Below are 13,363 nucleotides of genomic sequence, written 5' to 3' on the forward strand. Positions count from 1 at the left end.
CCAAACGACTAGATTACGAGAAATACCCAGACTAGCCCGACGATCATCATCACCAGACCAACAGCACGCAGCTGCCCATCCGAACGACTCGCCATATCACTGACCATCTTTTTCCAGGATTTTGGTGCGAGTGTTGGCAACAACCCTTCAAGAACTAGCACCAAACCTAAGGCTATTAACCATTCTTCAGACATTTTATCTTTCCCGTTTTCCTAAATAAACACCAATAAAAAAGGCCAGCTATGCTGGCCTTAGTACTAATCGAAAGATTAGTTGCTACCTTCAGCATCTTTAAAATACTTAAAGAATTCGCTGTCCGGCTTAATTACTAAGATGTCACCTGAATCTTTAAAGGATTCACGGTATGCATCTAGACTGCGTAAGAACGCATAGAACTCAGGGTTCTTGTTATAGGTTTCTGCGTAGATTTTTGCCGCTTGTGCATCGGCTTGACCACGAATTTCACGCGCTTCACGGTCAGCTTCCGCCAAGATGCGCTGAACTTCCGCATCGGTTTGAGCGATGATAATACGCTTTTCCTTCTCACCTTCCGAGCGGTGCTCGTTGGCAACACGTAAACGCTCAGTACGCATACGATTATAAATCGATTCACTCACCTCTGTTGGCAAGTTAATCGTTTTAACTCGAATATCAATAACTTCGATACCAAGCTCTGGCGCTCTTTTCTTTACTTCTTCCAGGGTTAAGCCCATTACTTCTTCACGCTCACCTGAAACCACCTGGGTTCTGGTGCGACGACCGAACTCTTCACGCAAAGTGTTTTCTACGGTGTTATCCAGTAGACGCTCTGCGGCACGGAAGTTAGCGTTAGTTTTACGGTAAAACTTATCAAAGTTTGAGACTTTCCACTTGATATAGCTGTCTACGATCAAGTCTTTCTGCTCAGAAGTCGATATTCTATCGGCTTCACCATCAAAGGTTTGGATACGCTTATCCATAATGATGGCTTTATCAGCAACCGGCCAACGGAAATGTAAGCCACGGCCATATATTTTAGCTGTGCCATCGTCGTTTTTCTTTACGTCACCAAACTGTAGAACAATCGCCGTTTCCCACTCTTTTACTTTAAAAGTACAAGTCCAGAATACCGCAAGGCCAACTACTATGATCACTAAAATACTGATTAATTTATTCATCGTTAGCCCCCTTTATTGATTGTTAGTTTTAGACTGTGAAGATTTCGCATTACTACGCTGCATAATTTTATCGAGCGGAATATACGTCATATTATTACCACCATCAGTATCTAGCATCACTTTAGACGTTTTGCTTAAAACCTGCTCTAAGGTTTCAAGGTATAAACGCTTACGAGTTACTTCAGGAGCCGCATTATATTCTGGCAATAACTCTTTAAATCGTGCAACTTCACCGTGAGCTTTTTCTGTAATGCGTGATTTATAAGCATTTGCTTTTTGAATCACTTTTTGCGCATCACCTTCCGCTAAAGGAATCTGCTTACTGCGGTATGCTTCACCTTGATCTTGATACGCTTGCTGATCTTCTTCTGCTTTAATCGCATCATCAAAAGCTGGCTTAACCGATGGCGGAACATCGACGTTACCAATTAAGTTTACGCGGAAAACTTCGATCCCCGTCTGGTATGGCTCAAGAATCGAGTTTAATTCTTTCGCCACGTTCGAACGAACCAACTGCTTACCATCAGTACGCGCATCACGCAGGTTAGTATGACCAATTACTTGACGTAGCGCAGCTTCAGTAGCGTGCTTTAATGTTTCAACCGGGTCTTCAACGTTAAATTGGAACGCCATAGCGTCGCCCACACGATATTGGACTTTAACCTTAACAGTCGCCACGTTATCGTCCTGGGTCAACATTAAGCCTTCTATCTCAATATCTTTAATACTTTCAACATCAACAAAATAAACCTGTTGGATTGGCGCAAAAGCAAAGTGCAAACCCGCGCTATCGGTACGCGTATGCTCACCAAAAGTTAGCACTAACGCTTGTTCTTTTTCGTTTACGATATAAGCAGACTTGAATAAATAGACTGCAATGACGATCAACAATCCAAGGATAATGCCGATACTACCGCCACCACCTTTGTTGCCACCACCAAAAATGCTGCTGACTTTTTCACCAGCCTTTTTGATCATTTCGTCGATGTCATTGTTATTATTTGGGCGCTTTTTGCCCCATGGGTCTTGATTGTTATTACCCGGTTCATTCCAGGCCATAGACACTTCTCCAATTACGTTTAATGTTAATCACAAATAAAACAAGGGCTTATAAGCCCTAGTTATTCGTTCTTTGATATTCTGTGCTTATAATATCACGAACTGAGAACAAACTGTTCCAAATCTTTTTCTAGCTGACGCCCCAATCGAACCCAGTCTGCTTGCTCTAAGCGAATCTCCAGAAGCATATCGCCATTATCAGCAACACTTTCGTTTTCAATGGCTTGTAGCTCGTACAGTAGGCCGCGCAAACGTCCTTCCTGTGGCGGCAATTGTAGCTTTGCTGAAAACTGCTTTTCCTCAGCCAGCTCTTCGAGCGCCTCAAGCAATAAATCAATACCTTGCTCTTTAACTGCCGAAGTCCAAACGCGGATAGGTATACCTTCATCATCTCGCTCGATACGCGGCTCAGCGCCGTCTATCATATCAATTTTGTTATAGACTTCTAAAGTGCGAATTTCGTTAGCGCCAATATCAGTCAGTACCTCTATTACCTGCTCAATATTTTCGTCACGGCGTTCACTGGCTGCATCAATAACGTGCAATAAAATATCCGCTTCAACAGACTCTTCAAGGGTTGCACGGAAAGCAGCGACCAGTTCATGTGGCAAGTGGCGAATAAAACCTACCGTGTCGGCTAATATGACGTCGCTTCCTTGTGGCAGAGCCAGCCGACGTAAGGTCGGATCCAAGGTGGCGAACAGCTTGTCTTCCGCCAAAACTTTAGACTCGGTTAATAAGTTGAATAGGGTCGACTTACCAGCGTTAGTGTAACCGACAATCGAAACGGTCTTAATATTTGCTCTTTTACGCGAACGACGCCCTTGCTCACGTTGACGACCCACTTTATCGAGGCGCTTTTCAATGTGCTTGATGCGGTCACGCACTAATCGTCTATCGGTTTCAAGCTGGGTTTCACCAGGGCCACGCATACCAATACCACCCTTTTGGCGCTCAAGGTGAGTCCAGCCTCGGACTAGACGAGTTGATAAATGGCGTAATTGGGCGAGTTCAACCTGAAGCTTACCTTCAAAAGTAAAGGCTCGCTGGGCGAAGATATCGAGAATAAGACCGATGCGATCGATTACCCGACATTTGGCAACTTTCTCGATGTTGCGTTCTTGAGACGGTGCGAGATTATGGTTGAAAATAATGACGTTGGCGTCTGTTGCTTGTTTAGCGCTCTGAATTTCCTCTATCTTACCTTTACCAATAAAGTACTTGGGATCAGGTGAATGGCGTTTAGCGGTGATGATATCCATCACTTCTAAACCGGCAGAACGTGCTAATTCAACAAACTCGTGTAAATCTTCTTGATTTGATTCTTGATCGAAATCGATGTGAACCAAGATGGCGGCATCACCACCACTGTGACGGTCAAACAATAGGCAACCTCAAAATTCGGCAGTTTTTATGAAATGTATAGTGAATAGTGTAGACCGACCCGCTGAAATAAACCAGCGAGTCGATGATTTGAATCTTAACAGATAGTTAAGACTTTTGTCGCTTAGAGTCCACCCATTGGGCCGCCAGTGTAACCACCGCCGCTACCGCTAGACATAGGACCACCCATGCCACCGCTAGGACCGCCCATACCCCCTTGGCCACCTTGGTCGTCACGTTGACCACCATTTTCATTCTGGTAATGCCCACGAACGTTACGGATAGGTACCACAGTCGATATTGCGTGCTTGTACACCATCTGGCTAACTGTGTTTTTCAGTAAAATTACAAACTGATCGAATGACTCGATCTGACCTTGTAATTTAATACCGTTAACTAGATAAATCGATACAGGTACTTTCTCACGTCTCAGTGCGTTTAAGAAAGGGTCTTGTAATGATTGCCCTTTTGACATTTCACTCTCCCGTCATTATTAATTTATGTTTATTGGATTAGCTTTTTTTATGCAAAAAAACGCCTTTAAAGCCAACTCTTTTTAGTACTACTACAAATCATTTTTGGAACGAATTCCAAATCAAAGTGTACATGAATTAATCAGGCAGATCGAGATATATCAATAGGATATGCCCTTATTTAACTCATTTTTAACAATTGCGTCACGTCTTGATATATCTTAGATTCGCCCTGTTCGGAGTTAACCCAGTGTAAATCTGGCCAACTTCTTAGCCAAGTAAACTGTCGTTTAGCTAATTGACGAGTAGCAATAATGCCTCGCTCAACCGCTTCCTCTAGCGTCAACTCACCTTCTAAATGTTGCCACATTTGTCGATAACCTACCGAACGAATAGCTGGTAAATCGCTCTTCAAGTCACCACGCTGGTATAAAGCTTTGACTTCATCAAGCAAGCCTTGTTCCATCATTATTTGGAACCGCTTCTCAATTCGAGCATGTAAAAACGCACGGTTTTCAGGAGCTATAGCTATTTGCGTAACGTCATACGGGAACTCTTCCTGCTTTTGCTCATGGTGCAATACAGAAAGTGGTTTACCAGTAATGTAGTAAACCTCTAGCGCGCGCAGGGTTCTTTGCGGATCATTTTCGTGGATGCGCTTGGCCGATTCAGGATCAAGTTGTAACAGTTCTTGATGAAGACTGGTTAAACCTTCAGTCTCTAAACGTGCTTGTAGCTGTTTTCGTATAGCAGGATCAGAGTCGGGTAAATTATTCATGCCTTCAAGTAGCGCTTTATAATAAAGCATGGTTCCGCCGACTAGCAGTGGCGTCTTCCCTTTAGCGGTTATATCCGCCATTTCTGCTAACGCATCTTCTCGAAATTGTGCCGCAGAATAAGGCTCCGACGGATCACAAATATCGATTAGACGGTGCGGCGCTAGCGCTAACTCTTCTGCGGACGGTTTGGCCGAGCCTATATTTAACCCCTTATACACCATGGCCGAATCGACACTGATGATGTCGCACTGATGCTCTTGTACCAAACGAATAGCGAGATCTGTTTTGCCCGAGGCAGTGGGCCCCATGATAAATATGGCTTTGGGTTTTGTGTTTGTGGAAGATGACAAACTGTTCACCTAATTAATGCTTCGAGTTAGCTGAGTGTATTTGTGTTTGAGAAAATGTATCTGAGTTTGGCTTTGACACGAGCCACCTGGCTAAATCAGACTCAGACAATAATTGACAATGCTGAGACTCTTGCCAAGGATGCGGATTCAACAGTTCTAACCACGACTGGTTGCTCTCGGGTTGCCAATGATGTGTTAGCTTTTCTAATAATAGCGACTGCATTTCTTTTAGCGAAATATTGTGCGAATCGCTCGCTGTTTCGTACAAAACCTGTTGCGTCAGTTGTTTGATATTAATATGCATCAAAGATGCAGGAATCTTTCGCAGCGCTACTGATTTCGGGCCAGTTAAATTCAGATCAAATCCAAGCTTAGTCCAAAGCTCTAAATACGACTCCGCGACAGTTTCGACCGGAATCCCCAAGCGCTCGGGGATCAATAAAGGCTTCACTTTGACCGCTTCACTCGCCCACTCTTGTTGCATAAGCTGTGCGCTGTAATCAAGCCAAAAGGCTTTAAAATCAAGCAGTAAAACGCCTTGTTCGATAGGCTGCAGCAAAAAGCGATCTGCCACTTGGATATATTGGCCGTGCTGGTGATTGCCTTTAGAACTTGCGGTTTTAGGTGCATACGAGCTGTAGTGGCGCTCACGCTGAACCTGCGTTCTCGAAACCGAAGGAGTCTCTTGATCAATCGAAACTCCTCCCTCTAAACGCGGATGATAATACTCATCTTTAGGCTGATCTTTAAAATGGTTATCTTGCGGAATATAGGCTCTTTCTACTTCTTCGACTTGTAATAAATCATCAGCAAGAAGTGTTTCAGTCTGTGGCTCTAAAGCTTCCGCCACAGCACGAGAAATAAAGTCATGCACCTGTCGCGCATCAGAAAAGCGCACTTCATGCTTGGTTGGATGAACATTCACATCCACCTTCTCAGGATCGAGCTCTAAATAAAGAACATAAGCAGGCACACGACCCACGGGCAACAGTTCTTGGTAGGCCTGTTTAATCGCATGATTTAAGGTTCTATCACGGACGGCGCGGCCATTCACAAAAACATACTGACTCAAGTTTGAATTCTGGTGATGTTCAGGGCTCGATAACCAGCCCCACAAGCGCAAGCGATCGATTGCAGTATCTAGGTGCAGGGCATGACGTAAAAAGTTATTACTCACTATCGCACCGATACGTTGTTTTTGTTGCTCATCGGACTGCGCTGCTGGAATTCGTTTAGTGACTTTACCATTGTGTTTCAAGGTAAAAGCTACCGTTGGTGAAGCTAAAGCCACCCGCTTCATGGTTTCTTCAATATGCACATATTCCGTCCGTTCCGCTCGTAAAAACTTACGACGGGCGGGTGTGTTAAAAAACAAATCGCGCACTTCGACAATGGTGCCAATCGGCATCGGGCATGGCTGAATTTCTACCGCCATATCTTGGCCCTGAGCTATGGCAGACCAGCCTGCACTGTCGTCGCTGGCTGACTGAGCTTTAGAGCTTAGAGTTAGTTTTGCCACAGAGCTGATACTGGCTAAAGCCTCACCGCGGAAGCCTAATGTATGAATCGCTTTCAGGTCTTCGGTTTGAGTTATTTTACTGGTGGCGTGACGCGCTAAGGCAAGCTCTAATTGCTCTCGCTCAATACCGTGACCATCGTCAGTTATGCGGATTAATCGCGCACCACCGCGTTCGATGTCGACTTGAATTCGCTTGGCCCCAGCATCTATTGCGTTTTCCAGCAACTCTTTCACCACCGAAGAAGGTCGCTCGACGACCTCACCGGCAGCAATCTGGTTCGCTAATAATGGGGAAAGCTTTTTAATTTGCATATCAATCACTTAGGACAGTATTGTTCGGTGTTGCTACCAAACTTAAGTTCGAGCGGTGTCAGCCAAAATTTCTACAACTATTATGGATCACTAGTTAGGAATAACAAGCTTCTGCCCAATACGCACCGTATTCGAGTTCATTTTATTGGCTTTTTTAATTTCACTGACGCTTGTATTAAAACGCTTTGCGACCTTAATGAGGCTGTCGCCCCGTTTTACGTGGTAGATATTTTTACGATAAAGATTAGCAAATTTTGTGCCATCAGGGGCATGACTTTTAAAATATTCAACAATGCCGTCTTTGACCGAATTGGCGAGCTTTTTGCGATAACTGCTAGTCTTTAACAGTCGCTCTTCCGTGGGGTTAGAAATAAAACCAGACTCGACCAAAATTGAAGGAATATCTGGATTTTTAAGCACTAGCAAAGAGTTCTCTTCTACGTAGTTTTTGTGCATTTTCGGTGCCACACGTTTCATGGCCGAGTGTACCTTCCTGCCCACTTTAAAGCTTTCTGCAATTGAGCTTTCCATCTGCAGGTCCAAAAGCACTGAGCGCACAGAGTTGTCATACTCAGATAACACAACGGTACTATCAACACCGCCCAAGAGTTCCGACTTTTCTTCCTGCAACTTCATCCAACGCGCGACTTCTGACTTTGCACCATACAAGTTCAGAACCCAAACCGAAGCACCTCGCGCCTTCGGGCTTTTAAAGCCGTCGGCATGAACCGATACGAATAAATCGGCGCGATTCTTGCGAGCAATATCGGTTCTTTTGCGGTGTGGAATATAATAATCACCAGTTCGCACCATAACCGCTTTTAGGCCATCGACAGCATTAATAGCGTCGACTAATTCTTTAGATAGCTTAAGTACAATATCTTTTTCTCGTGTTCCGCTAGGCCCTAGGGCGCCAGGGTCTTCACCACCGTGCCCGGCATCAACCGCAACCACGATATCGCGATTCGAACCAACCGCTGACTCAGGTGGTTTAATGGCTTCGCGCTTTTCATTTAACAGGTCGATGACAAGGCGGTCGCTGTATTCTTGATAGGGTTTTAGAGAAAAGCTTTTTGGTACAGCACTTTTGTTGAGATCCAAAACCAAACGCAACACCCCTTCTCTTGGCGGCTTGCTCTGGCGCACTCGCTTGACCAAGTCACTTTTAATCTCTAGCTGATTTAAATCTACAGAAACTCGAGAGTCGGGGATATCAACGACAATTCGATCAGGATTTTTAAGGACAGATAGCTCATGCTCGACAGGAGAGGTTAAATCAAAAACCACACGGGTCGATTCTGGGGATTGCCAAAACCTCATGCTTTTGATGACGGCAGCCTGTGCTGCAAAACTGGACATCAATACTGTGGCACAAAAGGTTGTGGCGAATAATGTTTTCGTCAGATGCTTTTTTATCATTGTCACTTTGCAGTTACGACTCCATTTGATTTTGGCACAAGTTTACGTAGTTTGGCTAGCGTTAGCCGATTATTTGGCGCATTTTTTGTGCAATTTCTTGCCCAAGCACTTCATCGGTAAAAGTAAATTCAGCTTTGCGGCCTAATCCTTGATACTCGAGCTCAATCACAAGATCAGCCTCAGGAATCATTCCAGCCCCTTTGTCCGGCCACTCAAAGATTAATAAGGCATCGTCTTCGTGATACTCACGAATGCCAATATACTCAAGCTCTTCGGGGTCTGCCAGACGATAAAGATCAAAATGGTAGACACTTTTTTGCTGAAGTTGATACGGCTCTACCAAGGTATAAGTTGGGCTTTTTACTGCACCTTGGTGGCCCAAGCCTTGTAAAACACCACGCACAAAGGTGGTTTTACCCGCGCCCAGATCACCATAGAGGTAGAGTACGAATGATTTCGGCAACAATTTGGAAAGAGCAAACCCTAAGGCAACGGTCTCATGCTCTCCGTCTAACAAGAAACTCAGCGTCGGTTGTTCGTTTGTTTTATTTTCCACTCAAGATTCCCAGTTCTTATCTAACATTCTCCACAAGCACAGATTTAAAAGTGCCTATCATTAGCTTGATCGAGTTGGTTAATCAGTTTCGAGCTTGCCTCTATGACCTCGCTCGCGGTTACACCTCGACGGCGCTCGCCGGCAGCACTGATCGCAGCTTCATAATGAATTTGCGTCGCAAGCAACGCCGCATCCAAAGGTTTCGCTCCTTGGACAATGAAGCTGGTGATTAAGCCCGTTAATACATCGCCGAGGCCTGCGGTCATCATTGCAGCATGGGCGCCGGCTAAAACAATTGTTTCTTCGCCATTGCTAAGAACAGTGCCCGCCCCTTTTAACACACAGATAGCACTATATTTTTTTGCCAGTGTTTGAGCAACTTTAATGCGATTCTGCGTGACGTAAGCTGTATCCACGCTTAACTGTGGCTCGATCCGCCCCGTCGAAAACACGTCTTCTTCTTGCGCATTCAATAGGCGGCACGCTTCACCCGCATGCGGCGTCAATACGCTTTGTACCGGCAACGGCACTGACGTATATTTAGATAGCCAGTATAAACCGTCGGCGTCCAAAACACATGGAATATCAGTCGTTTGCAGCTTAGTTATCACATCTAAGAAGATTTGTTCCGCGGTCGAATCTCGCCCTAAGCCAGGGCCGAAGCCTACTGCCTGATAGCGACTCAGATCTGCCAGCTCTTGAAAATCTGTATGACTGTTGTAACCGCGCCACATAATTTCTGGACACACGCTCAAGCCAGCGACTTGCTGAGAATGGTGGATCCAGCCAGATACCATCCCTGCACCAGACTTCAAAGCAGCGCTAGCGGCCAAAATGACTGCACCGCCCAAGTGCGCACCGCCGCCGATTAATAGCGCATGCCCACAATCAAACTTAGAACCTACGTCATGTCGAGTAGGAAGCTTCTCTTTGAGCTGCTGTAAATTACTGCAATAAGCTTCAGGCTCTTCCCCGAAACTTAAGGCATGGCGTACGCCCAAAGTTTCGAGTATAAGTTCGCCTTGGTACTGCAAAGCCTGATTTAAACGCTGGCCGGTTTTCAAAGCCACAAAGCTAACTGTCGCATCGGCTCGAAATACGGTATTTTGACCGTTTTTAGTCGCGCAAAGCCCACTATCCGCATAAATCCCTGTGGGGATGTCGAGCGCTACTTTCGCACTTGATAAAGAATTCAATTTACTGAGAATCTGGCAGTACTCGTCCTTTAACTCGCCTTTTACGCCAGTCCCAAGCAGAGCATCAACGACTAAGTCTGCACTGGATAAGTCCGTATCGAGCGCTTGTTCAAGGCCAAGGATGTCAAAGCTTTGATGCGAATCTTTTTTTATCGAGAGTAACTCTTGCCATGCTTTTTGCGGATCGCCCTTAAATTCGCTGTAGGGCTTTAAAGAAACCAGCGTCACGTCAAAGCCTGCCAACAGCGCATGCCGCGCGACTACGAGCCCATCCCCTGCGTTATTGCCAGCTCCAGTAGCAATTATCCAGTGACTAGCTTGTGGCCACAGTCGTCTCGCTTGCTCAAAGGCACTAGCCCCCGCCCTTTGCATTAACTCATAGAGCTCGATGCCTTCCTGTTTTACGAAGGAACGTTCAATGCGTTTAATGCTATCGACAGAAAATAAGGGCTGCATAGGTTTCTTTAGTCCGATTCAGCACTTGATTCAGTTAGGTCGATAAAGTGCTCACGATAATAAGCACATTCCGCAATCGACTCGCGAATATCGTCCAGCGCTAGGTGAGTTGCACTTTTAGTAAAGCCAGGAAGAATACTTGGTTTCCAGCGACGCGCCAGTTCCTTTAAGGTGCTGACGTCAACATGGCGATAGTGGAAATAACGCTCTAGCTCTGGCATATGCTTCACCATAAAACGGCGATCTTGGCAGATTGTATTGCCACACATTGGTGATTTACCTTCTGGCACCCAGTCTTTAAGAAACTCGATGGTGAGCCTTGAAGCTTCGGCTTCGTCAATGGTGCTGTCTTTGACGCGCTGAGTAAGTCCTGACTTACCGTGCTGAACCACGCACCACTCGTTCATGTTCTCTAGAGTCTCGTCATCTTGATGAATCGCGATAACCGGCCCTTCCGCTAAAATATTCAAATCTTTATCGGTAACAATAGTCGCGATTTCGATGACTTTATCGGTTTCTGGATCCAATCCCGTCATTTCAAGATCGACCCAAATTAAATTATCCGCACTTTGTGCCACAAAACACTCCTGTTATTTGAGTTTTGCTAAAAATATGCTGCTAGTTACGTTATTATAGACAATAATTTAAACACATGTGGCGCTGGCCACAAACTTTAACGATTTTTGGAGTAATTATGGAGCAGGTAGCATCAATGCAACTTTCGACTCAACAGTGCGTACATAACGATGATTCAAAAAAACCACTGGATAACGACACTCGCGATTCTTTGTTAAAAGAGCAGCTTCCAGAGTGGAACTATGATGCTGAAAAAGGCGAAGTATCACGAAAGTTTAAATTCAAAAACTACTACCACACCATGGCGTTTGTGAACGCTGTAGCTTGGATCGCTAACAAACAAGCGCATCACCCTGATCTAGAGGTGAGCTATGGTCACTGCTTAGTGCGTTACACCACTCATGATGCTGGTAACAGCTTATGCTTAAACGATCTGATTTGTGCCGCGCACATCGACGCCTTAGACAATAATGGCTCGTTTGGCCCGAACTTCCAAGATTAAACGATAGCCGCACAACCACAGCAAAAGGCCAAACTTTGGGAAAGAAACGCAAGCAAACTCCTCAAAAGAGCAAACAGAGAAAAAGAAGCTATGCTAAGAACAGTCCGGTTAAAGCTGAGACTCCCTCAATAGCGGCAGATTCAATCGAGCCGGCACCAATAGAGAGAGACAGCCTCGGTCCTGAAGAGCATGGCATCGTCATTAGTCGTTTTGGTCAGCAAGTCGATATCGCTGATCAAGACTTCAATACCATTCGATGCTTTTTGAGACGCGCCAAAGAAGTGCCTGTGGTTGGCGACAAAGCCACTTTCCAGCGACAAGATAAACTCGATACTGGCGTACTGGTGCGTTTTGAGGAACGCAAATCCCTACTGAAGCGCCCAACCCCGCATCACGGAATTAAACCCGTAGCCGCCAATATTGACCTAATTGCACTTTTGCTTGCACCAGAACTTGGTTTTTCTGAAATGCTCCTAGACCGTTATTTAGTGGCCGCCGAATCCAGCAATATTCCAGTCTGGTTGATTTTCAACAAGTGGGACTTGCTTGACGAGCAAGAAAAAGACGAGATCCAGAAGCGCCTGCAGATCTATAAAGACATCGGCTACCCGATATACTTTATTAGCGCTAAACATGGCCACAAAGTTGAACAGCTAGTTGAAGACCTTCGCGGAAAGCAGTTGTTATTAGCAGGGCAATCGGGGGTTGGTAAATCAACCTTAATTAAATATCTATTCCCTGATTTAGACGTAGCCACCGCCGATATTTCGGAAAATTCAGGTTTAGGCACACACACCACCACCGCCTCGCGTTTATACCGCTTAGATCAAGAAACCTTTCTTGTCGACTCGCCGGGAGTTCGTGAGTTTGGCCTGTGGCATCTTGAAGACCATGACATCCAACAAGGTTTTATCGAGATCTATAAAATTGCCGAGAACTGTAAATTTAGAGATTGTAAGCACATCAAAGAGCCTGGCTGCGCTGTGCTTGAAGCGGCGAAAAATGGTGAGATAGCACCATCACGCATGAAAAACTATCACCACCTTATTCAGAATTACGATCAGCAGTTCAGTTAACAAGCTTAACCAAGCCATCAAAAAAGAAGTTACGCAGTAATTTCTTTTTTGCTGCCGAGTATCGCCAAACAAATCATGCTAAGCGGGGGAAAAAAGCCCAAGAAGAAATGCAAAATAACCGTTGCTTTCAAATCTTTAACTCTTGATTTCCCAAGAAAGTAAGCAAGAGACGTAGCGATTAACACCCATATTAAAACAAAGTTTACTGCTACAGTTAGACTAATATTCATACTTCTGTTTCTGTCCTTATTGGTTCTTAGTTTTTATAGTTCGCCTCAGTGAGGACGCTTCAAATCTTATCGGCAGGTCCCTGAGGTGTCAACGGTGATCCCGCAGAGTCACGAATCAAAAATAGAACGATTTGTGCAAAACTAATCTCAGCAATTTCGTTTAATCAAATGTCAATAATTTATGAACAAGCAGAGCCCAAAGGGCCTAACGTCATGGGGCGTCTTTTCTTTTAGCCCTTTTCTTTGGACGAGCAAAGAAAAGGGTAAAAAGACTACCCGTAGTCTGAATACAATATTTAAGTTACAATTCAATCAATTAA

At 44.9% G+C, this 13,363-nt stretch carries 14 protein-coding genes; 2 read left to right on the top strand and 12 right to left on the bottom strand.

The annotated features are described in order from the left end of the window. Positions 1-8 precede the first annotated feature (8 nt). From DL796_RS08345 to orn, 11 genes are all read right to left on the bottom strand, one after another. Positions 9-194: a DUF2065 domain-containing protein gene (locus tag DL796_RS08345; protein WP_110201239.1), complete on the bottom strand. Its 186-nt coding sequence runs from the start codon at positions 192-194 to the stop codon at positions 9-11. Positions 195-269: 75 nt separating this feature from the next. Continuing rightward, positions 270-1,157 carry a protease modulator HflC gene (gene hflC, locus DL796_RS08350; protein ID WP_110201240.1) on the bottom strand — a complete coding sequence of 296 codons (888 nt, stop codon included), beginning with the start codon at positions 1,155-1,157 and terminating at the stop codon, positions 270-272. Positions 1,158-1,169: 12 nt separating this feature from the next. Next, on the bottom strand, positions 1,170-2,216 hold the full coding sequence (gene hflK, locus DL796_RS08355; protein ID WP_110201241.1) for an FtsH protease activity modulator HflK: 1,047 nt from the start codon (positions 2,214-2,216) through the stop codon (positions 1,170-1,172). 95 nt (positions 2,217-2,311) lie between these two features. Further along, a complete protein-coding gene (gene hflX / locus DL796_RS08360) occupies positions 2,312-3,601 on the bottom strand; it encodes a ribosome rescue GTPase HflX (protein ID WP_110201242.1) in 1,290 nt (429 codons plus the stop codon). Between the two features lie 122 nt (positions 3,602-3,723). After that, entirely contained in the window at positions 3,724-4,074 is a 351-nt protein-coding gene (hfq, locus tag DL796_RS08365) for an RNA chaperone Hfq (protein ID WP_110201243.1), read from the bottom strand. 179 nt (positions 4,075-4,253) lie between these two features. Beyond that, on the bottom strand, positions 4,254-5,159 hold the full coding sequence (gene miaA, locus DL796_RS08370; RefSeq protein WP_110201244.1) for a tRNA (adenosine(37)-N6)-dimethylallyltransferase MiaA: 906 nt from the start codon (positions 5,157-5,159) through the stop codon (positions 4,254-4,256). A gap of 55 nt (positions 5,160-5,214) precedes the next feature. Next, on the bottom strand, positions 5,215-7,032 hold the full coding sequence (mutL, locus tag DL796_RS08375; protein WP_110201245.1) for a DNA mismatch repair endonuclease MutL: 1,818 nt from the start codon (positions 7,030-7,032) through the stop codon (positions 5,215-5,217). A 90-nt stretch (positions 7,033-7,122) separates the two neighbouring features. Further along, positions 7,123-8,451, bottom strand: a complete 1,329-nt coding sequence (locus DL796_RS08380; RefSeq protein ID WP_110201246.1) for an N-acetylmuramoyl-L-alanine amidase — start codon at positions 8,449-8,451, stop codon at positions 7,123-7,125. Positions 8,452-8,512: 61 nt separating this feature from the next. After that, a complete protein-coding gene (gene tsaE, locus DL796_RS08385) occupies positions 8,513-9,007 on the bottom strand; it encodes a tRNA (adenosine(37)-N6)-threonylcarbamoyltransferase complex ATPase subunit type 1 TsaE (protein ID WP_227593020.1) in 495 nt (164 codons plus the stop codon). A gap of 44 nt (positions 9,008-9,051) precedes the next feature. Further along, positions 9,052-10,659 (bottom strand): NAD(P)H-hydrate dehydratase, encoded by a 1,608-nt coding sequence (locus DL796_RS08390; RefSeq protein ID WP_110201247.1) that lies wholly within the window; start codon positions 10,657-10,659, stop codon positions 9,052-9,054. Between the two features lie 8 nt (positions 10,660-10,667). Next, a complete protein-coding gene (orn, locus tag DL796_RS08395) occupies positions 10,668-11,237 on the bottom strand; it encodes an oligoribonuclease (protein WP_110201248.1) in 570 nt (189 codons plus the stop codon). A 116-nt stretch (positions 11,238-11,353) separates the two neighbouring features. Between orn and DL796_RS08400 the strand changes: the two genes are divergently transcribed. Together DL796_RS08400 and rsgA are read left to right on the top strand one after the other, a co-directional pair. Further along, positions 11,354-11,737, top strand: a complete 384-nt coding sequence (locus tag DL796_RS08400; RefSeq protein ID WP_227593022.1) for a 4a-hydroxytetrahydrobiopterin dehydratase — start codon at positions 11,354-11,356, stop codon at positions 11,735-11,737. 35 nt (positions 11,738-11,772) lie between these two features. Continuing rightward, complete coding sequence (rsgA, locus tag DL796_RS08405; protein ID WP_227593024.1) at positions 11,773-12,813, top strand: small ribosomal subunit biogenesis GTPase RsgA; 1,041 nt, start codon at positions 11,773-11,775, stop codon at positions 12,811-12,813. A 29-nt stretch (positions 12,814-12,842) separates the two neighbouring features. Here the strand turns inward: rsgA and DL796_RS08410 are convergent, their stop codons facing one another. Beyond that, on the bottom strand, positions 12,843-13,043 hold the full coding sequence (locus DL796_RS08410) for a hypothetical protein (protein ID WP_110201249.1): 201 nt from the start codon (positions 13,041-13,043) through the stop codon (positions 12,843-12,845). Positions 13,044-13,363 lie beyond the last annotated feature (320 nt).

Source organism: Kangiella spongicola (assembly GCF_003194565.2).
Classification (GTDB): domain Bacteria; phylum Pseudomonadota; class Gammaproteobacteria; order Enterobacterales; family Kangiellaceae; genus Kangiella; species Kangiella spongicola.